Origin of the sequence: Streptomyces sp. NPDC048297, assembly GCF_043201585.1 — a bacterium.
Classification (GTDB): domain Bacteria; phylum Actinomycetota; class Actinomycetes; order Streptomycetales; family Streptomycetaceae; genus Streptomyces.
This window is the reverse complement of the sequence record NZ_JBICZA010000021.1, coordinates 84,416-108,246: the sequence shown is the minus strand read 5'-3', so window position 1 is coordinate 108,246 and position 23,831 is coordinate 84,416. Positions and strand designations below refer to the sequence as shown.

Sequence of the window (23,831 nt, the reverse complement as noted above, 5' to 3'; positions counted from 1 at the left end):
GGATGTCGGGGCTAGGCGGACGCGCGCCGTACCAGCGTCGTCGGCAGGACGACGCTCGACGGCGCCGGGTCCGCCGTCGCCTCGGAGGTACGCAGCAGGAGGCGGGCCATCAGGCGTCCCATCTCCTCGATGTCCTGGCGGACGGTGGTCAGTGGCGGGTCGGTCTGCTCGGCGACGGGCAGCACGTCGTCGAAGCCGATCACGGCCACGTCCTCGGGCACGCGCCGGCCGCTCTCGCGCAGCACGCGCAGGGCGCCCATCGCGGTGAGGTCGTTGGCGGCGAACACCGCGTCCACGTCCGGGCGGCGGTCGAGGAGGAGGCGCATGGCACGTTCGCCGCAGTCCGGGGTGAAGTCGCCCTCCACGACGAGGCGGGGGTCTCCGTCGCCGACGACGTCCCGGTAGCCGTCGAGACGGTCGACCGCCGAGGTCTGGTCCAGGGCGCCGGTGATGTGCGCGATCCGGGTCCGGCCGAGGGCCACGAGATGGCGTACGGCCGCGCGGGCCCCGCCCCGGTTGTCGCAGTCGACGTACACCGGGCTGCCGCCCGCATCCTCGCTCCAGTCGGGCCGGCCGCCGAAGACGGTGCGGACGCCTGCCTTCCGTATCAGGCCGGGCAGCGGGTCGTCGACGTGGAGGGAGAAGACGAGGGCGCCGTCGACGTGCCCGCCGGCGAGATAGCGGGCCACGCGGGCGTGGTCGTCCCTGCCCTCGGTGAGCAGCAGCACGAGCTGGTTGTCGTGAGCCGTCAGTTCCTTGCTGATGCCACGCAGCTGGAGGGCGAAGAAGGGGTCGGCGAAGACCCGGGTCTCGGGTTCGGCGATGACCACCGCGACGGCGTCGTGCCGCCTGGTGACCAGGCTGCGCGCCGCCCGGTTGGGGACGTAGCCGAGTTCCTCGACCGCTTCCAGCACCCTGGCGACGACGGGCTCCCGGACGCCGTCCCCTCCGTTGACGACCCGGGACACGGTGGCCCGGGACACTCCGGCCCGCGCGGCCACGGCCTCCAGCGTGGGGCGCGGCACTGCCTCGGTCACTTCCGACTCCTCATCGGCGGCGAACGATCAGGATAACCGCGGGCCCGCGGGACGGTACCGGTCAAGGGCATTGGTCGAGGAAGGCCACCGGTCACGGAAGCGCACCGGTCGCGGAAGGGCACCGGTCGCGGGCGTCCGGAGGGCGTGGTCAGGAAGCCTCTTCCCGGCGGGCCCGGCTCGGCTGGACCCGTTTCGGTTCGCCGGGCATCTTCGGGTACTCGGGCGGGTACGGCAGGTCGCCCAGGCCGTGGTCCTGCTCGTCGCGGCGGGCCAGTTCCAGGAGGGCGTCCAGGGAGTAGGCGTGCTCGTCCATGCCGGCGTGGACGTCGCCGAGTTCGGCGAAGCGCGCCGGCATGGTGACGATGTCGAAGTCACGGGGGTGGGCCACGCCGACCTCCTCCCAGCGCAGGGGTGCGGAGACGGGGGCGCCGGGGAGGGGGCGTACGGAGTAGGCGGAGGCGATGGTGCGGTCGCGGGCGGTCTGGTTGTAGTCGACGAAGATGCGCTCGCCGCGCTCCTCCTTCCACCACTTGATGGTGACCTGATCGGGCATCCGGCGTTCCATCTCCCGGCCCACGGCGATCGCGGCGCGCCGCACCTGGGTGAAGGTCCAGCGCGGTTCGATGGGCACGAAGACGTGCAGGCCGCGGCCTCCGGAGGTCTTGGGCCAGCCGCGCAGACCGCCGAACTCGTCCAGGACGGAGCGTAGTTCGAGGGCGGCGCGGGCCGCGTCGGCGTAGTCGGTGCCGGGCTGCGGGTCGAGGTCGATGCGGAGTTCGTCGGGGTGGTCGACATGGCCGCGGCGCACCGGCCAGGGATGGAAGGTGAGGGTGCCGTACTGGGCGGCCCACACCACGGCGGCCTCCTCGGTCGGGCACATCTCGTCGGCGCTGCGCCCGCTGGGGAAGGTGATGTGGGCGGTCGGGATCCAGTCGGGCATGCCCTTGGGGGCCCGCTTCTGGTAGAACCACTCGCCGTCGATGCCGTCCGGGTACCGCTGGAGGGTGGTGGGACGGTCGCGCAGGGCGCGAAGGATGCCGGGGCCGACGGCGATGTAGTACTGGGCGACGTCCAGCTTGGTGTATCCGCGTTCCGGGAAGAAGATCTTGTCCGGGCTGGACAGCCGTACGGTCCGGCCGGCCACGTCCAGTTCCACAGCAGCACCCATGCGGCCACCGTAGGCGTCCCCCGCAAAGCTCGCATACCGGGCGATATCGGATGCGGGCGAGCAGAATCGGACCCATGGATCTGCCGGTGATGCCGCCCGTGAGGCCGATGCTCGCCACGTCGGTGGCGAAGATCCCGCCGGGCATGCGGTACGAGGCGAAGTGGGACGGGTTCCGGGCGATCGTGTTCCGCGACGGGGACGAGGTCGAGCTGGGCAGTCGTACCGGAAAGCCGTTGACCAGGTACTTTCCCGAGCTGGTCGGGGCGTTGAAGGAGCGGTTGCCCGCGCGGTGCGTGCTGGACGGGGAGATCGTGGTCGCGCGGGGCGGGCGGCTCGACTTCGACGCGCTGTCGGAGCGGATCCATCCGGCGGACTCACGGGTGCGGATGCTGGCCGAGAGGACCCCGGCCTCCTTCGTCGCCTTCGACCTGCTGGCGCTGGACGACCAGTCCCTGCTGGACGTTCCGCTGACCGGCCGGCGGGCCCTGCTGGAGCGGGCGCTCGCCGGCGTCACCGCCCCCGTGCATCTGGCGCCCGCGACGACGGACGTCGAGGTGGCGCGGCAGTGGTTCGAGAGGTTCGAGGGCGCGGGCCTGGACGGGGTCGTCGCCAAGCCGCCCGGCCTGCGCTACCTCCAGGGCGAGCGCGCCATGTTCAAGATCAAGCACGAGCGGACGGCGGACGTGGTCGTCGCCGGTTACCGCTTCCACAAGAGCGGCCCGGTGGTGGGCTCGCTGCTGCTCGGTCTGTACGACGACCGGGGCGCCCTCCAGCACGTGGGCGTGGCGGCCGCGTTCTCCATGAAGAGGCGCGCCGAACTGGTCGAGGAATTGGAGCCGTTGCGCATGGAGGACGTCTCCGGGCACCCGTGGGCGGCCTGGTCGGAAGAGGCGGCGCATGAGACGGCCCGGCTGCCCGGGGCGCCGAGCCGCTGGTCGGGCAAGAAGGACCTGTCGTGGGTGCCGCTTCGGCCGGAGCGGGTCGCCGAGGTCGCGTACGACCACATGGAGAACGGCGCCCGTTTCCGTCACACGGCCCGCTTCCGCCGCTGGCGCCCGGACCGCACCCCGGAGAGCTGCACGTACGCCCAGTTGGAGGAGCCGGTGCGGTACGACCTCGCGGAGATCCTGGGGACGGCCGGGCAGAGCTGACACAGGGCTCGCCGCCTCTCCCCCACGTCTTGCGCTACGCGGGTGATCGGCACCGGCCGGGTATGGCCTGCGGTGAGTCGACGAGCGCACAATCGACCACACGAACGGGGTGGGAACAGTGGGCATGAGACACAGGGCGCGGACGCGACGCGCCGTTTGGGCGGCGGCGCTCCTGGCCGTGACGATGGCGGCGTCCCTCACGGCGGGCTGCTCGCTGCGGGGCGCGAGGGACGACGGCCGTCCGGGGACGAGCACAGCACCGACCGCCGGAGGCAGCGGCGGCTCCGTACTGGCCGTGAAGATCGACAATGTGGGCGCGGCCCGCCCGCAGACCGGGCTCGACGCGGCGGACGTCGTCTACGTGGAGCAGGTCGAGGGCGGCCTGAGCCGGCTGATGGCGGTGTTCGCCACAAGGCTCCCCAAGGCCGTGGGCCCGTTGCGCAGCGCCCGCGAGTCCGACCTGGAGCTGTTGCGTCAGTTCGACGAGCCGACGCTGGCCTTCTCGGGAGTCCAGCGCAAGCTGCTGCCGCTGGTCCGTCAGGCGCCGCTGCGGGCGAAGTCGCCGGACGAGGCCTCCGACGCGTACTACCGGTCCACCGGCAGGGCCGCACCGCACAACCTGTTCCTCCACCCCGGCCGGCTGCTGCCCTCCGCGCCCGGCAAGGCGGCGCTGACCACCGGCTTCCACTACGGCGCGGCCCCGTCCGGCGGCACTCCGCGGACCACGCGCACGGTGCGCTACCCGTCGGCCCGCTTCACCTTCGACTGGTCCGCCGGACAGCACCGCTGGCTGGTGTCGATGGACGGCACCGCCGCGACGACGACCGACGGGGGGCGGATGGCGACGGCGACGGTCGTCGTGCAGTACGTGAGGATCCGCTCCTCGCAGTACCACGACGTGCTCGGGAACAGCACGCCGTACACCGAGACGGTCGGTGCGGGGAAGGCACAGGTGCTGCGGGACGGGCGGTCCTTCGACGCCACCTGGTCACGGCCGGCGGCCACGGACGGTACGACGTTCACCGCGGCGGACGGCAGCCCGATGAACTTCGCCGACGGCCAGGTGTGGGTGGTGTTCGCCCAGGCCTAGAGCGAGGGGGGAAGTCTGCTGGGGCAGGCTCGAAGAAGGGAACCCTGCTGGGGCAAGCCCGAAAAACAGAGGGCCTGCTGTGGCAGCGGGCTCCCTCAGCGCAGTCCCCGCCCCGTGTCCAGCGCCTCGCGGGCCCGGGCGGCCAGCCCGTCCGCGCCGCAGGTGTCGGCGAGGGCCAGGCCCCGGTTGAGTTCGGCGACCGAGCGGGTCGCGATGCCGTACTCGACGCGGGCCGCCGCGTGTTCGTACTGGCAGGGGGAGGCCTCCAGGTAGGCGACCGCCTGGGCGGCGAGGCGCACGGCGGCCTGGCCGGTCTCCAGGGCGGCGGCGCAGCGCAGGGCCTCGCCGATGGCGGTGTCCGTGCCGAAGCGTTCGGCCTGCCGGCGGGCGTCCGCGGCGAGTTGTGCGGCTCGGGCGGGGTCCTGGGTGGCGAGGGCCTTGGCGAGGTCGATGGACCAGGGCGAGAGCACGGGGTTGTGGCCGCCGCGGGAGGCCGCGGTCTTCTCGGCGGCCTCGAGTTCGTTGATGCCTTCCTCGGTGCGGCCGACGGCGAGCAGCAGACGCCCGCGGACGGAGCGGATGTCGGGGAGCACGATGGTGGACGGGTAGGGCGGGGCGAAGCCGTACTGCTCGGCGAGCCTGAAGGCCTCGTCGACGTGGCCGCGGGCCAGCAGGGTGTCGACGAGTCCGCAGGTCGCCGACCAGTACAACGGCAGGCGCCGGCCCACGCGTTCGGCGAGGGTCAGCGCTTCGCGCAGGGCTTTCTCGGCGTCGCGCAGCCGGCCCTGCCGGCGGTAGGCGAGGCCGAGGAAGGCGTTGGCCAGGGAGAGGTGGCCGCCGCGCCAGCCGGCGCCGGTGTAGGCGCGCAGTGCCTCGGCGAAGAGGCTCTCGGCGCGGTCGAGCCGGTCGGTGTAGGCGTACGCGCTGCCGAGCATCATCAGCAGCTCGATGCCCCACTCGCCGTCGGTCCAGCCGAGACCGGGGGCGAGACGGCCGTTGACCAGGGCCCGGTCGCACAGTTCGACGACCTCTTCGGCGTTCTCGCCGTGGGTCATCGCGTCGAAGCCGCGCAGGATCAGCAGGGCGCGCTCGGAGTTGTCGCGGCCGGTGCAGGTGGCGGCGAGTTCGGCCAGGCGCCGGGAGCGTGCCGGGGAGACGGTCTCGCCGTGGATGCCCTCCCACATGAACTGCACGGCCTGGAGCCGCAGCCGCACGGGGCTCGTCTCGTGCCGGGCGGCCTCGGCCTCGACCGTGCGGACGGCCTCTTCCAGCTGGTCGTTGTGGAGCAGCGCCTGGCTGAGCCGGATCACGGCGTCCACGCGCCGGTCGCCGTCGAGGCCGGGCATGCCGAGTGCGTACTGCAGGTGCTCGATGGTGACGGCGGGCGCGGTGAGCAGGGTGGCGCAGCCCAGCTCGTAGAGCACGTGCGCGTGCACGTCGGGGCGCGGCGGCTCAACGAGGGCGCGTTCCAGACAGCGGCGGGCGGCGTCGGGCGCGCCGACGGCGAGGTGTTCGCGGGCGGCCTCGCGCAGCTGCTCGACGAGTTCCTCGTCGTCGTCAGGATGGACCTTGAGCAGGTGCCGGGCGGCCTCGGCGGCGCCGCGTCCGGTCTCGGCGACGATCTGCGCGGCGATGCCGTGCATGGCGGTGCGCACGCCCTCCGGGATGGAGTTGTAGACGGCGGAGGCGATCAGCGGGTGGACGAACTCCAGCGCGACGTCCTCTATGCCGGGCACCAGCGGTTCGGCATCGGTCTCGGTGAGGATACGGGCGTTGCAGAGCAGTTCGGCGCAGTACCCGGCGGTGTAGGGGCTCATGGAGGCGAGTTGGGCGACGAGGTCGACGGAGATGCCGGTGCCGAGGATGGCGGCCGCCCACGCGAACCGGGTCGCCTCGATGCCGAGGCCCTTGAGGCGGTCGACGAGTCCGCCGCCGCGCGCGGAGCGGTTCAGGGCACGCAGCTCGCCGGCCTGTGCGTCGACGGGCTGGAGTTCGCTGTCCTGGACCTTGGCGAGGAGTTCGACGGTCTCGTAGGGGTTGCCGCCGGTGACGGCCCACACCTCGCGGCAGAACGGGTCGTCGGCGTGCCGGCCGACGGTGGCGCGGGTGAGCCCGGCGGTGGCGCTCGGGGTGAGGGCGCTGAGGTTGCTGACGGGGCGGGCGACCGCGGCCACCGCGTCGAGGTGGCCGGCACTCTCGCCGCTCACCTCGCCGGGCCTGCGGGCGACCACCACCAGTACGGACAGATCGTCCAGTCGTTCGGCGAACGCGGCCAGCCAGCGCAGGGTCTCCTGGTCGGCCCAGTGGGCGTCGTCGATCAGGAGCACCAGCGGCCACTCCCGGCGGGCGAGCCGGCGTACGGCGGCGACGAGTCCGTCGCACACGTACTGCGGGTCGGCGCTGCCCTCGCCGGGGTCCACTATGCCGAGGGCGGGGCCGGCGATGTCGTACCAGTCGCCGAGGTACTCGCGGGCCTCTTCCGGCAGCAGGGAGATCAGGGCGGGCTGGAGCAGTTGCCGCACCACGTGGAACGGGACGGACTTCAGGGTCTCGCCGCCGCGGGCGGACCAGACGGCGCAGCCGCGTCGTTCGGCGATGCGGCGGGTCTCGTTGAGCAGCGCGGTCTTGCCGAGTCCGGCCTCGCCCCGGAAGACGAGGAGGCTGCCCGCGGGCGACTGGTCGGCGCACAGGCCGTCGAGCGCCTCCGTGACCGTGGCGATCTCCGCGTCCCGCTCCCACAGGGAAGCCGAGGCGGCCGCCGGCGGCCTTCCCTCCGTCATCCCGTTACCTCCCCAGGTCGCCCGAATGACGTACAGACCCCGAGCGTAGCCGTCCGGTGCGACAAGTGGAGGCCGCTCGTGGCAGGTGTTGCCCCGCCGGGTGAAACAGTGTGCGGACCCACGACGCGTACCCCGCCCGACCAGCGGTCGCGCTGTCGACGGATCGTCAGCAGTGCCTGGACGGGGCCGGTTTCCGAAGAACGCGGGGGTCGCGCCGCGAACGGCGGTGCCGCGCGCCGCTCGTCGCCGCGCACCGCCGCTCACCGCCGCGCGCTGCCGCGCCGGCCGCCGGTGCGGCTCGGGGCGGACGGCCGCCGCGCCGAGACCGAGCCGTGACCTGGAAAACGGAGCCGAAATGAACCGGTCCGCGCACTTGGCGGTGGATCCTCTCATCACACTTTCACCGATGCCTCATACGGTGGGGGCATGACGCAGGTGACTCCTCCCGGGTGGTACCCCGACCCCGGGCACACGAATGCCGGTCCGCCCACCGAGCGCTGGTGGGACGGCACGGCCTGGACGGACCAGACCCGCCCGGCCGGAACAGCCGGCATGTGGGGTCCCCCGACGCAGTCGGCGCCCCCGGGACAACCGTTCCCGCCAGGGCAGCCGGCTCCCCCGGCGTATCCCGCCGGCTCCGCCTACCCGGGCGCTCCGGACTACGCGGCGTACCCGGGCCATCCGGGGTATCCCGGCCGGCCGCCGGCCCCGTCGCGGCGCGGGCTGCGTACCGGCATAGCCGTCGCGGCGGCGGCCGCGGTCCTGGCGAGCATCGGGGTCGGCGTGTACGCCCTCACCAAGAACGACGGCGGCGGCAGCGACCGCGCCGGCTCGCAGCAGGGGCAGGACGGGACCGGTGGTTCGGACGGCGGTCCGGGCGGTGGATCGGGCGGGTCGGGCGGCTCGGACGGGTCCGGTGGGATCGGAGGCTCGGGCGGGTCCGGCGGGCAGGACCAGTCGCCGGCTCCCGACCGGTCCGGGACGCCCAGGGTCGAGGGCGGCGGGAACGTGCCGGATCCGTTCAACGGGATCAGCCTGCCCGTGCCGCAGAACTGGGTCGGTGAGGTGATCAGCGTCGGCGCGCAGGTGACCAGCCAGAAGTCGTACAAGTGCCCCGGCAACAACTCCCAGACCTGTACGGCCGGTGGCGCCTACTCGGCGTCCGCGGACGACCTGGGCACGAAGGGCGCCACGGCCGAGGCGGTCGCCAAGGCGGACGTCTCGGTCAACGCCGCGCACGCCTACGGCGGCACCACCTACGGCAGTGTCACCTCGCACGAGGCGCTGGCCTCGCAGGCGGTGACGGTGGCCGGGCAGAAGGGCTATCTGGTGCGCTGGAAGGTGATCACCAGCAAGGGCGCCGACGGCTACGTCGAGTCGGTCGCCTTCCCCTCGCCCAACGACCCCCGGCAGATCCTCGTCGTGCGCTTCGGGCTCGACGTCGGGCAGAACGTGTCCGTCATCGACGAGATCCTGAAGGGGATCAAGGCCTCGTCCGGCGGCAGCGGCCAGAACGTCTGAGGACGCCGGGCGTCGAGCACCCGCCGGGCGACGGGCGCTCCTGGGCGCCGGTCGCCGGTCGCCGACGAATGAATCGGCCGGGTGGGGTGCCCCTCCGCTCAAGGGGAGCCCCACCCGGCCGGGGGGGTGCGCGCCGCCCCCGTCCCCACGGTGCGGCGCGAGCAGGTCACCGTTCAGTCATCCCGTGAACGGCGGCCTGGTTCCTGGGTCAGTCCGAGTGCGGGCAGCACCGCCGCCTCGACGAACCGGACGAGATAGTCGGCGTCGGCGTACTGGCCGCTCAGCACGGGCCGTACGCGCAGCACACCGAACATCATGGCCGGGACGTACTCCAGCGCGGGATGCCCGGCCCGCACCTCGCCCCGCCGCACGCCCCGGTCCAGCATCTCCTGGAGCGCCTTGATCTCCGGGTCGACCAGCGCCGCACGCAGCGCCTGCGCCAGTTCATGGTCTCCGGTGACCGCGTGTCCCAGCGCCTGCAGCAGCCCGGTGTCCTTGCCCGACCAGTTGCCCGCGGAGCGCGCGGCCTGGCGCAGGTCCTCCGCGAGGGAACCGGTGTCGATCCCCTCGAAGCGCACCCGGCCGCTGGCGCGCAGCGCGGCGGCGACGAACTGGGGCTTCGTCTTCCACTGCCGGTAGAGCGTGGACTTGCTGCAGCGGGTGCTGGCGGCGACTCCTTCCATGGTCACGGATTCGTAGCCGCACTCGCGGATCTGTTCCAGCACGGCGTCGAAGAACTCCCTCTCACGCTCGGGCGTGATCTTGGAGCGGCGCGTGGCGGTGACCGTCTCCGGTCCGTCCTCGGCCTGCGACGTCATGCGGGGCATCTCCTCACTTGTGGACGGCCGCCCCAGCGTCACTCGACGGGCGGCCTCGAACCTGCTTCCAGTGTGTGTCGCACATCAATCGGTACGCAAGTGTACCGGTACTCAAGCGTATCGGTACACTGACGTATCGGTACGGCGACGTATCGATGAGTTCCGCGCCTCGGCGGGGTCTCAGCACCATTCCACGCAGCACTGTCATGAAGGGGCCGGGGATGAATGGCCGAACCGAGCCCGCGGAAGCGGACCCTGACGCGATAGCCACAGCGCGTCCTCCACTCCTCCGGGAGTTCCTGCTCGTCGCGGGACTCTTCCTCGTCTACAAGCTCGGGCGGCAACTGGCCGACGGCCACACCGCGCAGGCGTTCCGTAACGGCCACCACGTGTGGAACCTCGAACGGGCCGTGCGTCTTCCCAGCGAGAGCGACGTGCAGTCCGTGCTGCTGCACGGCGACACGCTCGTCCATCTGGCGAACACCTACTACGCGACCGTCCACTTCCCGGCCACCCTGGCCTTCCTGGTCTGGATGTACCTGCGCAGGCCCGCCCACTACGTGTGGGCCCGCCGGGTGCTCGCGGCCGTGACCGGCGCGGCCCTCGTGCTGCCGTTCACCTTCCCGCTGGCCCCGCCGCGGATGCTGACCGGCACCGGCCTCATCGACACCGCCCGCGTCTACGGCCCCTCCGTGTACGGGCCGCCGTCCAGCGACCACCTCTCCAACCAGTTCGCCGCGATGCCCTCGCTGCACTTCGGCTGGGCCCTCATGGTGGCCATCGGTCTCATCGCGGCCACCCGCTCGCCCTGGCGCCGGCTGTGGCTCCTGCACCCCCTGATCACCCTGCTGGTCATCGTGGGCACGGCGAACCACTACTGGATCGACGCGATCGTCGCGACGGCCATGCTGGGCGTCGCCCTCGCCCTCATCCACCCGCCGCACCGCACCAGGACCACCGCGGGACGCGGCACCCGGCACCTCGCTCCCAAGGAGTCCGTCCTGGTCGGAGCGGGCCGATGAGCGCCGCCGCCCTGGCCGCCGTCGGCCTCTCCCTGATCTCCGCCGTCGCCTACGCCGCCGCCGCCGTCGCCCAGGAACGCCTCGCCTCCCGCACCGCCGGCACGGGCCTGCCGCGACTGCTCGGCACCGGCGCCTGGTGGTCGGCGGTCGGCCTGAACGCGGCCGCGGCGCTGCTGCACGTCGTCGCCCTCAAGTACGGCCCCCTCACCCTGGTCCAGCCGCTCGGCGCGCTCACCCTGGTCGCGGCCGTGCCCCTCGGGGCGCGGGCGGCGGGCCGGCGGGTCAGCGCGGTGGAGTGGCGCGGTACGGCGCTCACCCTGCTGGGTCTCGGCGCACTGCTGGTCAGTGCCTCGGGCCCGGCGCCCGAGCGGGTGCTGAGCCTGACCGAGGCGCTCGCGGTCGCCGGGACGACCGCCGCCCTGATCGGCATGCTGTCCCGGCCCGGCGCCCGGCCCGGCCTGCGGCACGCGACCGCCTCCGGGTTCGCCTCGGGTGTCGCCTCCGCGCTCACCCAGACCGTGACCGTGGCGGCGACGGACCGTTCGGGTCCGGCGCTGAGCCCGGAGGTGATCGTGGTCGCGGTCCTCGTCGCCGCGTTCGCCGCCGGCGGGCTGCTGCTGTCCCAGACCGCCTACCGCGAGGGCCTCGGCGCCCCGCTGGCCGTGGTCACCCTGGCCAACCCGGTGGCCGCCGCCGTGATCGGCCTGACCCTGCTCGGCGAGGGGCTGCGGGGCGGTGCGGGCGGCGTCGCGCTGGCGGTGGCCGGAGCGGGCCTCGCCTCCTGGGGTGTCGTCCTGCTCACCCGGGTGACACCGGCACCGGAGCCCGAGCGCGAGCACGAGCACGAGCACGACGAGGAGCACCCCGTCGCGGCGGTCCTCGCGCTGGAGCCGGCGACGGCGACCGCCGAACCGGCGCTGGCCCGCAGGCGCGCGGAGCCGGGGCACCTCACCCCGCTCTGAGCGGCCACGCCCCCAGGCGGGGGGGCCGCGTAAACAGAGGGCCGCGTAAAGACGACGGCGGCCGGTGTACGCAAGTTCGCGTGCACCGGCCGCCGTTTGCCGTACTCCCCCGTGGGGATCCGGTCAGCCGAGACCCCTGGAGTCCTGCTTGAGCGCGGTGTCCACCGTCAGGGCCGTGGCGACCACGAGGCTCAGGAGCGGCTCGGGCAGCTGGTAGTGGATCTGCAGGACGTAGTTGTCCGCCGTCGTGAACAGCGTCTTGGCAAGGCCTTCCCAGGTCTTGGTGATCCGGGCGACCTCGTTGTCCGCGTGGTCGACGATGGCGAAGTTCCAGGCCCGCCAGTTCTCCGCCTTGATCGCGCCGACCTGTTGGCCGTTCGCGTTCATGGCGAAGTTGATCTTCCCGATCATGTTCTGCTGGACGATCTCACCGACCGGCGAACCGTCCGGGCGGGTCACGATCACGCGCGACTTGAAGAACTTCGCGGGCCGGGTCAGCACCAGCTGGGGCTGACCGTAGGCATCGCGGATCTCCAGCCGGTGGGTCATGAACTGGTCGAGGCTGGAGACGAAGCGCAGGACCTTCTTCAGCGCGCTCTGTCCGACCTCGGTGACCGAGCCGATCTCGCGGCCACTCTGGTCCATGACCTTGTACTCGTTGGTCAGCTCGATCAGCTTGGCCTTCTGGTTCACCACCAGGACCGGCTCGGTGAACAGGCTGCCGCCGCCGGGGCCGCCGGCCGCGACACCGGCCTGCTGCTGCACCTGGTGCTGCACCTTGGGGTCGGCGGCCTGCTGCTGAGGAACAGCCTGCTGGGGAGCGGCCTGCTGCTGAGGCGCGGCCTGCTGGGGAGCGGCCTGCTGCGCCGCGTTCGTGTGCTCGGTCCACTGGGTTCCGTCCCAGTAGCGGAGGGTCTGGGGAGCCCCGTGCGGGTCGGGATACCAGCCTGCGGGAGTGTTTGTCTGCATGGTCACCGGGGCACACTACCTTCTTCTGTCCGGTACCTGACCAGCCCGCACGGGGCGTGACTCATGCCCGGTTCACCCCGTGATGATCGCCGGGTCGGAGACGCCCGCCTGCCCGTTCTCGACGTGGCCGGCGAAGCCGCGCAGGAAGGCCGGGTCGGCGTCCGAGGTGACCGTGAGGTCGTACCAGCGCTTGCTCGCGGTGAGGGCGACGGTCCGCTTCACGGTGGCGCCGGGCCGCACGGACACGGCGACGGGGCCCCCGCCGTAGCCGCTGACGAGCTTCAGCCGCGCCGTGCCGGAGCCCGCGTTGGTGAAGGTGAGTTCGATGTCGTCACCGACGTGGCGGGCGACGACCTCGGGGCCGGCGACCTTGTTGCGGCCCTTGAAGACGCGCAGGAAGCCGTTGGGGCCGTATACGGAGAGGTCGTAGGAGCCGCCCGAGTAGAGCGAGTTCCAGGTGTCGGAGAGGGTCTTGCCGGCCTCGGTGGTGTAGGGCCAGGGGCCGTCGGTGCGGTTGTTCGAGGTGACCAGGAACGCGGCGCCCGCCTGCGCGCCGGAGGCGAAGGTGAGCGTGAACTTCCCGGCCGCCGTGTCCGCCGAACCGTCCACCAGGGGGGCGTACTTCAGGGGGCGGGTCAGGCGGCTGCCGCGCTCCTGCTTGGGCAGGGCGGGGTCGGCGGGCGGGGTCGGCACGTAGTCGGGGTGCCGGTTGTGGTCCGGGGGCCGGTAGCCGGCGGTGGAGGGCAGCGCGACGGCGGCCGTGTCCTTACGGGAGAAGTCGAAGGCGGAGGTCAGGTCGCCGCAGACGGCCCGCCGCCAGGGGGAGATGTTCGGCTCCTGAACACCGAAGCGGCCCTCGATGAAGCGGATGATCGAGGTGTGGTCGAGGGTCTCGGAACAGACGTAGCCGCCCTTGCTCCAGGGGGAGACGACGATCATCGGCACCCGCTGGCCGAGCCCGTAGGGGCCGGCGCTGTGGCTGATGTCGCCCTTGTACAGGTCGAGGGCGGGGTCCACGGTCGACAGGCCCTGGGCGGCGGAGGCCGGCGGGTAGGGCGGGATGACGTGGTCGAAGAAGCCGTCGTTCTCGTCGTAGGTGATGAACAGCGCGGTCTTCCCCCACACGTCGGGGTTGGAGGTGAGCGCGTCCAGGACCTGGGAGACGTACCAGGCGCCGTAGTTCGCGGGCCAGTTGGGGTGCTCGGTGAAGGCCTCGGGGGCGACGATCCAGGAGACCTGGGGCAGGGTGCCCGCCTTGACGTCCGCCGTGAGCCGGTCGAAGAAGCCCTCGCCCTTGCTCGCGTCGGTGCCGGTGCGGGCCTTGTCGTACAGCGGGTCGCCGGGCTTGGCGCTGCGGTACTGGTTGAAGTAGAGCAGGGAGTTGTCGCCGTAGTTGCCGCGGTAGGCGTCGTTGATCCAGCCCCAGCCGCCGGCGGCGTCCAGGCCGTCGCCGACGTCCTGGTAGATCTTCCAGGAGACCCCGGCCTGCTCCAGGCGCTCCGGGTACGTCGTCCAGGAGTAGCCCTTCTCGTCGTTGCCGAGGACCGGGCCGCCGCCCTTGCCGTCGTTGCCGGTGAAGCCCGTCCACATGTAGTAGCGGTTGGGGTCGGTCGAGCCGATGAAGGAGCAGTGGTACGCGTCGCAGATGGTGAAGGCGTCGGCGAGCGCGTAGTGGAAGGGGATGTCGTCGCGGGTCAGGTACGCCATCGTCGTCGACGACTTGGCGGGCACCCACTTGTCGTACTTGCCGCCGTTGAAGGCGGTGTGGCCGTCGTTCCAGCCGTGCGGGAGGTCCTGGATGAAGGCCAGGCCCAGGTCGTCCGCGTCCGGGTGGAAGGGGAGGACGTCCTTCGTGCCGTCGGACTGCTTCCAGACGGAACGGCCGTTCTGCGTCACCGGGCGCGGGTCGCCGAAGCCCCGCACGCCGCGCAGCGAGCCGAAGTAGTGGTCGAAGGACCGGTTCTCCTGCATGAGGACGACGACGTGCTCGACGTCCTGGACCGAGCCCGTGCGGTGGTGGGCGGGGAGCGCGGCCGCGCGCTGGATGCTGCTGGACAGCGCGGTGAACGCGGTGGTCGCGCCCGCCAGTTGCAGGAATCTGCGCCGATTGACTTCGGACATGCGTGAGAACCCTCTCATCCTGACGAACTGCTCGGTCCGGAACCTGCGCACGTGTGCGCGGTGCGAGTGTTCCAAGGGCACCGAACGCCAGGGAAGGGTCGGGCGGCACTTACATGAAAGTTGTCTGTACAAGTGAGGGCGTGCGGGTGCGTCCCTACGCCTCCGCACCACCCCCGAAGAGGAGGTCCAGGGTGACTTCGCGGTAGTGACGCACATGTCCGTAGGCGCACCGGGCCGCCGCGTCCGCGTCGGCGGCGGCGATCGCCTCGTACAACTCCCGGTGCTCGTCCCACAGATGACGCGCGTCGTCGACCTGGTGCAGCAGCCAGCGCAGCCGGCCCTCCAGCGAGCCGAGCGCGGAGGTGAGCAGTTCGTTGCCGGCGATGTCCACGATGTGCTGGTGGAAGGCGACGTTCGCCTTCGTGACGCGGTCGGGCCTGCCGGACAGGGTGGCGCGGCGCGCGGTCTCCAGCAGCCGTTCCAGTGCGCACAGTTGGGCGGCGTCGGCCCGCTCGGCGGCGCGGCGCACGGCGACGACCTCAAGGGCCTCGCGGATGTCGAAGAGGTTCTCGACGTCGGTCCGCGTCATCTGCTTGACGATGATCCTGCGCGGCGAGGGTGCGTGAAGGAAGCCTTCGCCGAGCAGGATGCGGATGGCCTCGCGCACGGGGACCCGGGAGACGCCGAACTCCTCGGCCACGTCGCGCTCGATGAGCCGGTCGCCGGGGCGGAGCATGCCGCTGATGATCCGGTCGCGCAGCCCCTCGCAGACCTGGTCGCGCAGCCAGCCCACACCCTGCGCGGAGCCGTCGCCCACCGAGCCGTTCGCGCTGGTCCGGCCGGTTCTGCCGGTGACCGGGGGCGTCGCGTCCGGCACGCGTACGACCGTGCGCCCGCTCGATGCGGCGGTCCGTTCCGTCCCTTTTTCGCGGGTCACGCGGCCTCCCATGTCGATGAGATTACGGTATACCAAAGCCTTGACGACACTCCGATTCACTCCCATCCTCGGTATACCAAAACGCGGAAGCCGCACGTCCGTGTCCTGCCGATCGCCCTGTGGCGCTCAGCGAATCGAGGGTATTCCATGTCCAGTTCGTCCGCGGCAGAGACAGCCGCAACCGCCGGGGCCGCCGGCACCCCGGGCACCAGAGCCAAGCCCACCCGCGTCCGCTGGAAGATGTTCGTCCTGCTGCTCGGTGTGGTCGCTCTCAACTACATCGACCGCGGCTCGGTCTCCGTGGCCCTGCCCGTCATCACGGAGGACCTGCATCTGTCCAAGGAGACGACGGGCTTCGTACTCAGCGCGTTCTTCTGGACGTACGCGCTGATGCAGATCCCGAGCGGCTGGCTCGCCGACCGGTTCGGCCCCCGCAAGATGGTGTCCGGCGCCTGTGTCGGCTGGGGCGTCGCGCAGGGCCTCACCGCCGCCGCGACCGGCGCCGGATCGCTGCTCGGCTACCGGCTGCTGCTCGGCGCGGTCGAGGCCCCGGTCATGCCCGCGGGCGGCAAGCTCAACGCGGGCTGGCTGCCCGCGAAGGAACGCGGACGCGGTGCCGTCCTGCTCGACGGCGGCGCACCCCTCGGCGCGGCCCTCGGCGGCATCATCATCTCCGCCCTCCTGGCCTGGACGGGGAGCTGGCGCATCAGCTTCCTCATCACCGGTGTGCTCACGGTCGCCGCCGGACTGCTCGCCGGCTGGTACATCCGCAACACCCCGCGCGAGCACCCCGGCGTGAACGACGCCGAGGCCACCTACATCGAGAAGGCGCACGAGGAGGAGGACGCCGAGGGCCCGGCCAACGAGCGCGCCGGTCTGCGGCCGTACCTGCGCTACCGCTCCTTCTGGGCGATGTGCCTGGGCTGGATGGGCTTCAACGGCGTCTTCTACGGACTGCTCACCTGGGGTCCGCTCTACCTCTCCGAGGCCAAGGGCTTCGACATCAAGACCATCGGCTGGTCCACCCTCGTCATCTTCGGCTCCGGCTTCGTCGGCGAACTCACCGGCGGCTGGCTCTGCGACCGCTGGAAGGCGACCGGCGGCGGCGCGAACCGGGTGATGCGCACGCTGATGGGCATCGCCGGTGTCTCCGTGATCGCCGGTCTGCTCGGCGTCGTCCTGGTACCGGACGCGATCACCGCGGTCGTCCTGCTCTCGGTCGTGATGTTCTTCCTGCGCTGGGCGGGCCTGTTCTGGTCGCTGCCGTCCATCCTCGGCGGACGCGCCAACGCGGGTGTCGTCGGCGGCGCGATGAACCTGTCCGGCAACATCGCCGGCGTCGTCACGCCGATCGCGGTCGGCTACATCGTCGGCGGCACCGGTTCCTACACGTGGGCGCTCCTCTTCTTCGTGGGCTCGGGCGTCCTGTTCACCCTCTCCTCCCTCGTTCTCGACTACAGCAAGAGGCTGGCCGTCCGATGACCGCACCCTCCCGATCCCCCCGTCCGTACCGGATCGGCATGCTCACCCCGTCGTCCAACACCTGTCTTGAGCCGGTCACCTACCGTCTCCTGGCCGGTACGGACGTCGCCACCGCGCACTTCGCCCGGGTCGGCGTCACCCGGATCGCCCTCGACGAGGGCTGCGACGCGCAGTTCGACCTCGAACCGATGCTCACCGCCGCCCGGCAGCTGGCCGACGCGCAGGTCGACGTCATCGTCTGGAACGGCACCTCGGGCTCCTGGCTCGGGGTCGACCGGGACCGTGCGCTGTGCGCCGCGATCACGGAGGCGACCGGCGTCCCGGCGACCACGTCGACGCTCGCGATCCTCGACGCGTGCGCCGCGTACGGCGTGACCCGGCTCGGGCTCGCCGTGCCGTACACGCGTGACGTGGCCGAGCGGATCGTGACCACGTACGCACGGGAGGGCCTTGACTGCACGCTCGCCGAGCCGTTCGGCGTCAGCGACAACGAGGCCTTCGCGCGCATCCCCGAGGCCGAGGTCGCCCGGCAGATCGAGGCCGCCGCCGAGGACGTGCACGCGGTCGCCGTCGTCTGCACCAACGTGTACGGGGCCGCTGCCGCCGCCGGGCTCGAAGAGGCCCTCGGCATCCCGGTGTTCGACAGTGTGAGCGCGACCCTGTGGCGGGCCCTCGACCTCGCGGGCGCCGATCCGGTCGTCACCGGGCACGGTGAACTGCTGCGCTCGGGCAGCCTGCGCGCCCGCTGCCAGCGCGTCCTCACCGCCCTGCGCGAGGCGACCGGCGCCGACCGTACGACGCTCCGGCTCGACGTGCCCGCCCACGCGCTGCACGTCGACCTCACGGCAGGCGAGTGCGTCGGCCCCGAGGTCCGCTCCATCCGCCGCGACTCCTCGCTGGACCAGCGGCGCCTGAACACCGTCGAGTGGCTGGAGGAGCACCGCGTACCGCTCGTCCAGCCGCACTTCCGGGACGACCCGCACCCGCCGCAGGCCCTGGTCGACGTGTACGGCGTCAACGCCCAGATGCTCTCGCCGCTCGTCCGTGACGGCGCGATGGCCGGATGGATCTCGGTCCACTCGCTCGCCGAACGGGAGTGGACCGCCCCCGACCAGGACCAGCTGGCCTCGGCCGTCGAGCAGGTGCAGTCCCTGCTCGACACCTACGACACCCACGGCACCCACGGCACCGACGGCACCCGCGCCCCCCGGGCCGGCGCCGCCGCCGCACTCACGAAAGAGGCTTCCCTCGCATGACGGGCACCACCAAGGACATCCAGATCGCCCTCGGCGTGGACGTCGACGCCGTCGCCGGCTGGCTCGGCTCGTACGGCGGCGAGGACTCGCCGAACGACATCCAGCGCGGTGTCTTCGCCGGTGAGGTGGGCACCCCCCGGCTGCTCAAGCTGTTCGAGCGGCACGGGATCCGGACCAGCTGGTTCATCCCCGGGCACTCCATCGAGACGTTCCCCGAGCAGACCAGGATGGTCGTGGAGGCGGGCCACGAGGTCGGCGCGCACGGCTACTCGCACGAGAACCCGATCGCCATGTCGCCGCAGCAGGAGGAGGACGTCCTCGCGCGGTCGGTGGAGCTGATCGAGGAGTACACCGGGCGCAGGCCGAAGGGCTACGTGGCGCCGTGGTGGGAGATGTCGCCCCACACCGCCGCCCTGCTGCACAAGTACGGCTTCTCCTACGACCACAGCCAGAACTACCGCGACTTCACGCCGTTCTACGCCCGTGTCGGCGACAGCTGGACGAAGATCGACTACTCCAAGGACGCCAAGGAGTGGATGAAGCCGCTCGTGCACGGCCATGAGGTGGACCTCGTGGAGTTCTGCGGCAACTGGTACGTGGACGACCTGCCGCCGATGATGTTCAACAAGCACGCCCACAACAGCCACGGGTACGTCAGCCCGCGCGCCCTTGAACAGGACTGGAAGGACCAGTTCGACTGGGTGTACCGGGAGTTGGACTACGCGGTCGTCCCGGTGACGCTGCACCCGGACGTCAGCGGACGGCCGCAGGTGCTGCTGATGCTGGAGCGCTTCATCGCGTACGTGTCGGGGCACGAGGGCGTGCGGTTCGTGACGCTGGAGGACGCGGCCGACGACTTCCGGCGCCGCTTCCCGTTCGCGGGGGCGGACCGCCCGGCCGACATGCGCTGAGGCCGCGGCGCCACGGCGCATCCCACCGGGTACGGGGCCGGCCCCGTACCCGGGCGCCGGGCGTCGTCAGGGGACGCCCGGCGGTCAGGGGGTCAGAGGGTCAGGGATGCGAGGGTTGAGGGCTGAGGGTTGCTGAGGGCTGAGGGCTGCGGGACTCAGGGGTTCTGGTACGCCTCCACCTCACTGAACTGCCCGGCCGGCCAGCCCGTGTTGGCGCTGACGGTCAGCCGGAGTTGACGCAGGTTCGTGCCGCTGGGCAGGGAGACGGTGGCCGTGTTGCCGGAGGCCGGGTCGAAGCGGTAGTCCTGGGAACCGACGACCGTCGAGTAGGACGAGCCGTCGGTGCTGCCGAGCACCGTGATCGTCTGGGTGCGGGCGCCCCACGCCTGGGACGGCGGCAGCTTCAGCACCAGCCGCCGCACCGCGTAGGACGAGCCGAGGTCGACGGTCCAGGACTGCGGGAAGGCGTTGTTGGTGGACTCCCAGTAACTGCCCGCGTCACCGTCGACCGCGTTGCCGGGGCCGTAGACGTCCTGGCTTCCGGTCGCACTGGCCGGGCGGCCCTTGGCGAGGTTGCGGCCGGGGTCGGGGTCGGTGTTCCCCTGGCCCGGCTGGGGCCAGGTGGAGCAGTCCGACCAGGTGCTCGCCCAGCCGGAGTTGCCGCCGCCGTCGGTGAGCGTGAAGGCGCCGGAGCTCGCCGGGTAGGGGCAGTTGTAGATACCGGCGGCGCCGGTCTGGGTGGCGGTGACGTCGCGGAAGGCGGCGGCGCCCTGTGCCTCGGCCTGGACCACCACCGTCCCGGTGTTGCGCACGGTCGCGCCCGTCACGTTGACGTTCCTGACCGGGTACCCCTGGCCGCCGCCGGAGACGAACTCGAAGGCGCTGTAGGGGCTGTCGGTGATCGTCGTGTTGGTGATGTTCACGGTCGCGTTGATGGCGCTGTCGTAGGAGTCGACGCGCAGGGCGCCCATCGGATGGTTCCAGTTGGGGTTCATCGCGCCGGTGCGCACGAGCGTGTTGCCGTCGACCGTGATGGTGCCGGCGAGCGGGCTGAACGGGTCCATGAACTTCTGGTTGGAGATCGCGATGCCGCTGCCGAGGGAGTTGGTGTCGGAGATCAGGTTGCCCCGCACCGTGAGGTCCGTGCCGCCGTAGATGCCGATGCCGTTGGCGAGGTTGGGCTGCGAGATGGTGTTGTTCTCGAAGCTGGAGTTCGTGTCCGGGGAGTACAGCGACCACATGGCGAGCGCGTCGTCGCCCTGGTTGCGCAGGAAGTTGTTGCTGACGCGGACGCCCCGTGCGGTGCCGTTGAGGTTGAGGCCGTCGGCGGTGGTGTCGAGGATGCCGTTGTTCTCCACGACGAGGTTGTCGTTGTTGCCCGTCAGCCACAGCCCGACCTTCAGGTGCTGGATCCACATGCCGGAGACGGACGAGTTCGGGCCGAGGGAGCCGTTGACGAAGTTGTCGGGACTGGAGTCGACGCGCTCGGTGACCTCGCCGACGACGGCGAAGTCCTTGATGTGGACGCCGCCGGAGGAACCGGTCTGGTCGATGAACCGGGAGGTGTGCACGACCGAGTACCAGCTGCCCGCGCCCTGCAGGGTCACGTTCTGCACACCGCTGAGCGACGAGGTGATCCGGTAGTCGCCGGGCGGGATCCAGACCACGCCGCCCTGGGCGGAGGCGATGGCGTCGCGGAAGGCCTGCGTGGAGTCGCCGTTGCCGCTGGGGTCGGCGCCCCTGGAGACGACGGACACCGAACCGGCGGGCTGGGAGGCGGCCCCCGCGACCTGCTCGAAGTCGGCGACGTCCACGGTGACCTGGGGGCCGGCCGACTCGAAGGCGACCTTGTCGCCGGGCTGGACGTCCTGTCCGAGCAGGAGGCGGGCGTTGTCGAAGAAGTGGTGCGTGCGGGCGCCGGGGATCCAGCCCGTGTCGATGTAGGAGTACTTCGAGGTCACCGGGAGCGTCCTCGCGATCCTGGTGCCGTTGACGTACACGTTCAGGGTGCCGGACTGTCCGTCCGGGACGCTGTAGGCGACGTTCACGGCGTTGGACGCGCGCGGCACGGTGAACTCGACCCGTTGCCCGGAGGTGAGCTGTACGGCCTGGCGTCCGGAGGCCTCCGAGGCGAGGGTGCCCTGCGTGTAATCGGGGCCGATCTTCGTGCCGGTGGTGCTCGCCGACTCCGCTTCGACGGAGGTGAAGGGGAGGGAGGCGCCGGCGGCCGCGTGGGCTGCGGGGGCCACGGTGACGAGCATGCCGGCGGCGAGGGCGACGACCGCCCCGATGGCTGGCATGCGCCTGACATGTACGGCCATGCTGCGGTGCATGTGCTGATCCCTTCGTGTGGGGGTGCGGGATAGCAGGGTGATGCCGCGGTGCGTGCGGCTCAGGCGTGGGGCCGGGCCGCGGTGTCATGACAGGAGTGAGGGGTGCCGCACACTCAAGCACCGGGGACAGTCGACCACAATATGTCGTGCGGAGTCTGAAATTATTCGACAGCTCGGGCTGGATCTGGCCTCAGTCCCGCGGGGCCTGCCCGGTGGAGCCGCGGACCACCAGTTCCGGCTCGAACAGCAGTTCATCCCCGGGGACGGCGGTACCCCCGACCTGTGCGTTCAGCAGTTCCACGGCCGCGCGGCCCATGGCCTCGATCGGCTGGCGGACGGTGGTGAGCGGGGGCTCGGTGCAGTTCATGAAGGCCGAGTCGTCGTAGCCGACGACGGAGATCTGGCCGGGGACGTCGAGCCCCTTGCGGCGGGCGGCACGGACGGCGCCGAGGGCGAGGGGGTCGCTGGCGCAGATGATGCCGGTCACGCCGCGGTCGATCAGCCGGGCGGCCGCCGCGTGGCCGCCCTCGATGGAGAACATGGCACGCCCGACGAACTCGTCCGGCAGATCACCGGCGATCGCGCGCGCGGCGGCGAGTTTGCGGGCGGAGGGCACGTGGTCGCCGGGACCGAGGACCATGCCGATCCGCTCGTGGCCGAGGGAGGCCAGATGCCGCCAGGCCTGTTCGACGGCCACGGTGTCGTCGCAGGACACGGCCGGGAAGCCGAGGTGTTCGATGGCCGCGTTGACCAGGACGACCGGGATGTTGCGGTCGGCGAGCAGCCGGTAGTGGTCGTGCGGCGCGTCCGCCTGGGCGTACAGGCCGCCGGCGAAGACGACACCGGAGACCTGCTGCTGGAGGAGCAGTTCGACGTAGTCGGCCTCGGAGACACCGCCCTTGGTCTGCGTGCACAGCACCGGGGTCAGTCCGAGCTGGGCGAGCGCACCGCCGATGACCTCGGCGAACGCGGGGAAGATGGGGTTCTGCAGCTCGGGCAGGACCAGGCCGACGAGCCGGGCGCGCTCGCCGCGCAGCTGGGTGGGCCGCTCGTAGCCGAGGACGTCGAGGGCCGAGAGGACCGCCTGCCGGGTGGCTTCGGAGACCCCGGGCCTGCCGTTGAGCACCCGGCTGACCGTGGCCTCGCTGACCCCGACCTTCTTCGCCACTTCCGCAAGTCGTCGCGCCATGAACGCAAGAATATCGCAAGTGACGCGCATAGCTTGCGCAAGTGGCGGAATGCGGAGCGCAAGGCGGAGAACGGGCGGCGGAGTGCCGGGGAGCCGGGGAGCCGGGGAGGAGTTTCCGGCCCGGCGCCGTCGGCGACCTGAACGCCGACGGGGCCGGGTCAGTTCCGGGCGGCCGGGACGACCGTCAGATGCGCGGCCTCACCGCGCGGTCTGCGCGGCCTGCGTACCGTCGCGCCGGGGCGGCGGGCGGGCTCGCGCAGGATCATCGTCAGGCGCCGGTGGCCGAGGTCGCGCAGGGCCGGTGGTGTCTCGTCGACGATGCGGCACTCGGAGGAACCGCGGCGCGGATCCGGGTGGAGCAGGAGGCGTACGGCGCCGTCGAGCCGGGTCCCCGACTCACCGACGGCGCTGATCCAGTGCGCGAGGCCCTGCCGGTAGGCGGCGTCCATGATCGGGTCGTGGGCGATGTCCCGCCGGATGGCCTGGAGTTCGTGGTCGTGGCCGTGGTGGTCCACGGCGGTCTTGAACTGGGCGAGCATCGGCAGGCACCAGGCCGCCTCGTGCTCTCCGAGGATCTCGCCGGCGTCCGGGTGGAACAGGACGAACCGGAGGAAGTTCTCCCCGGGCATGGCCGTGGCATGGGGGCGGACGCCGCGGAAGAGTGTCTCGAACGCGCTGTTGGCCATGACCACGTCCCAGCGGTGGTCCACGACGAGCGACGGGAAGGGGACGGCCTCGACGAGCACGGCGTAGTCCTGGAGGTACGCCCGGACGTCACAGCTCTCGGGGACGGGCCGCGGTGCCGATCGCTGCCCTCCTGCCTGATGGTGCATCGGGCGGTCACCCCTTTTGCCTCTGCGGCCTTGACGCGGCTCTGCGATCCTGCGGCCCCCGGAGAGCCGTGTCAACTATCGTGGCATTTCATGCCGGTTGACGGCTGAAATTCGCCACAGTTGTGGCGGGACCTGGATGTGAGTTCGAGGCACGGGCTACTCTCCGGGAAGTTCACGGTGAGCACACATCGGAACTCACAAACTCAGAAACACGGACACATCTGAAACGCACGAGAGACGTAGGAGTTCTG

18 protein-coding genes are annotated in these 23,831 nt (G+C 71.6%); 8 read left to right on the top strand and 10 right to left on the bottom strand.

Annotated features, from left to right (window positions below):
• Positions 1 to 11: 11 nt before the first annotated feature.
• Positions 12 to 1,037 (bottom strand): LacI family DNA-binding transcriptional regulator, encoded by a 1,026-nt coding sequence (locus ACGFYV_RS23410; protein WP_393880377.1) that lies wholly within the window; start codon positions 1,035 to 1,037, stop codon positions 12 to 14.
• A 148-nt stretch (positions 1,038 to 1,185) separates the two neighbouring features.
• Positions 1,186 to 2,205, bottom strand: a complete 1,020-nt coding sequence (gene ligD, locus ACGFYV_RS23405; protein WP_393880376.1) for a non-homologous end-joining DNA ligase — start codon at positions 2,203 to 2,205, stop codon at positions 1,186 to 1,188.
• 74 nt (positions 2,206 to 2,279) lie between these two features.
• Here ligD and ACGFYV_RS23400 point away from each other — a divergent pair, with 74 nt between their 5' ends.
• Together ACGFYV_RS23400 and ACGFYV_RS23395 are read left to right on the top strand one after the other, a co-directional pair.
• Positions 2,280 to 3,356 (top strand): ATP-dependent DNA ligase, encoded by a 1,077-nt coding sequence (locus ACGFYV_RS23400; RefSeq protein ID WP_393880375.1) that lies wholly within the window; start codon positions 2,280 to 2,282, stop codon positions 3,354 to 3,356.
• Between the two features lie 124 nt (positions 3,357 to 3,480).
• On the top strand, positions 3,481 to 4,446 hold the full coding sequence (locus ACGFYV_RS23395) for a DUF3048 domain-containing protein (RefSeq protein WP_393880374.1): 966 nt from the start codon (positions 3,481 to 3,483) through the stop codon (positions 4,444 to 4,446).
• Between the two features lie 95 nt (positions 4,447 to 4,541).
• Here ACGFYV_RS23395 and ACGFYV_RS23390 read toward each other — a convergent pair whose 3' ends face one another.
• Positions 4,542 to 7,226 (bottom strand): ATP-binding protein, encoded by a 2,685-nt coding sequence (locus tag ACGFYV_RS23390; protein WP_393880373.1) that lies wholly within the window; start codon positions 7,224 to 7,226, stop codon positions 4,542 to 4,544.
• 426 nt (positions 7,227 to 7,652) lie between these two features.
• Here ACGFYV_RS23390 and ACGFYV_RS23385 point away from each other — a divergent pair, with 426 nt between their 5' ends.
• Positions 7,653 to 8,747: a DUF2510 domain-containing protein gene (locus tag ACGFYV_RS23385; protein WP_393880372.1), complete on the top strand. Its 1,095-nt coding sequence runs from the start codon at positions 7,653 to 7,655 to the stop codon at positions 8,745 to 8,747.
• A gap of 173 nt (positions 8,748 to 8,920) precedes the next feature.
• Here ACGFYV_RS23385 and ACGFYV_RS23380 read toward each other — a convergent pair whose 3' ends face one another.
• On the bottom strand, positions 8,921 to 9,565 hold the full coding sequence (locus ACGFYV_RS23380; RefSeq protein WP_393880371.1) for a TetR/AcrR family transcriptional regulator: 645 nt from the start codon (positions 9,563 to 9,565) through the stop codon (positions 8,921 to 8,923).
• 221 nt (positions 9,566 to 9,786) lie between these two features.
• On the opposite strand from ACGFYV_RS23380, the gene ACGFYV_RS23375 reads away from it, so the two are divergent.
• The gene (locus ACGFYV_RS23375) at positions 9,787 to 10,587 is read left to right on the top strand and encodes a phosphatase PAP2 family protein (RefSeq protein ID WP_393880370.1); all 801 of its coding nucleotides are present in this window, start codon (positions 9,787 to 9,789) and stop codon (positions 10,585 to 10,587) included.
• Positions 10,584 to 11,549, top strand: a complete 966-nt coding sequence (locus ACGFYV_RS23370; RefSeq protein WP_393880369.1) for a hypothetical protein — start codon at positions 10,584 to 10,586, stop codon at positions 11,547 to 11,549. Before ACGFYV_RS23375 ends, ACGFYV_RS23370 begins: the two co-directional genes overlap by 4 nt.
• Positions 11,550 to 11,672: 123 nt before the next feature.
• Here ACGFYV_RS23370 and ACGFYV_RS23365 read toward each other — a convergent pair whose 3' ends face one another.
• The 3 genes from ACGFYV_RS23365 to ACGFYV_RS23355 all read right to left on the bottom strand — a co-directional run bounded on the left by ACGFYV_RS23365 (position 11,673) and on the right by ACGFYV_RS23355 (position 15,576).
• On the bottom strand, positions 11,673 to 12,524 hold the full coding sequence (locus ACGFYV_RS23365) for a phospholipid scramblase-related protein (protein ID WP_393880368.1): 852 nt from the start codon (positions 12,522 to 12,524) through the stop codon (positions 11,673 to 11,675).
• A gap of 66 nt (positions 12,525 to 12,590) precedes the next feature.
• Positions 12,591 to 14,639 carry a phosphocholine-specific phospholipase C gene (locus ACGFYV_RS23360; protein WP_393880367.1) on the bottom strand — a complete coding sequence of 683 codons (2,049 nt, stop codon included), beginning with the start codon at positions 14,637 to 14,639 and terminating at the stop codon, positions 12,591 to 12,593.
• A 154-nt stretch (positions 14,640 to 14,793) separates the two neighbouring features.
• Entirely contained in the window at positions 14,794 to 15,576 is a 783-nt protein-coding gene (locus ACGFYV_RS23355; protein ID WP_393880366.1) for a GntR family transcriptional regulator, read from the bottom strand.
• 147 nt (positions 15,577 to 15,723) lie between these two features.
• Here ACGFYV_RS23355 and ACGFYV_RS23350 point away from each other — a divergent pair, with 147 nt between their 5' ends.
• Genes ACGFYV_RS23350 through ACGFYV_RS23340 form a run of 3 tightly spaced genes read left to right on the top strand, consistent with a single transcriptional unit; the run spans position 15,724 to position 19,225 of the window.
• Positions 15,724 to 17,058, top strand: coding sequence for an MFS transporter (locus ACGFYV_RS23350; protein WP_393880365.1), 1,335 nt, complete (start codon positions 15,724 to 15,726; stop codon positions 17,056 to 17,058).
• Between the two features lie 38 nt (positions 17,059 to 17,096).
• Entirely contained in the window at positions 17,097 to 18,314 is a 1,218-nt protein-coding gene (locus ACGFYV_RS23345; RefSeq protein ID WP_393880364.1) for a GAF domain-containing protein, read from the top strand.
• Complete coding sequence (locus ACGFYV_RS23340) at positions 18,311 to 19,225, top strand: polysaccharide deacetylase (RefSeq protein ID WP_393880363.1); 915 nt, start codon at positions 18,311 to 18,313, stop codon at positions 19,223 to 19,225. The genes ACGFYV_RS23345 and ACGFYV_RS23340 overlap by 4 nt, the downstream gene beginning before the upstream one ends.
• Before the next feature lie 155 nt (positions 19,226 to 19,380).
• On the opposite strand, the gene ACGFYV_RS23335 is transcribed toward ACGFYV_RS23340, so the two are convergent.
• The 3 genes from ACGFYV_RS23335 to ACGFYV_RS23325 all read right to left on the bottom strand — a co-directional run bounded on the left by ACGFYV_RS23335 (position 19,381) and on the right by ACGFYV_RS23325 (position 23,580).
• Entirely contained in the window at positions 19,381 to 21,525 is a 2,145-nt protein-coding gene (locus ACGFYV_RS23335) for a discoidin domain-containing protein (protein WP_393880362.1), read from the bottom strand.
• Positions 21,526 to 21,748: 223 nt separating this feature from the next.
• Positions 21,749 to 22,747 (bottom strand): LacI family DNA-binding transcriptional regulator, encoded by a 999-nt coding sequence (locus ACGFYV_RS23330; RefSeq protein WP_393880361.1) that lies wholly within the window; start codon positions 22,745 to 22,747, stop codon positions 21,749 to 21,751.
• A 158-nt stretch (positions 22,748 to 22,905) separates the two neighbouring features.
• Positions 22,906 to 23,580 (bottom strand): hypothetical protein, encoded by a 675-nt coding sequence (locus tag ACGFYV_RS23325; protein WP_393880360.1) that lies wholly within the window; start codon positions 23,578 to 23,580, stop codon positions 22,906 to 22,908.
• Positions 23,581 to 23,831 lie beyond the last annotated feature (251 nt).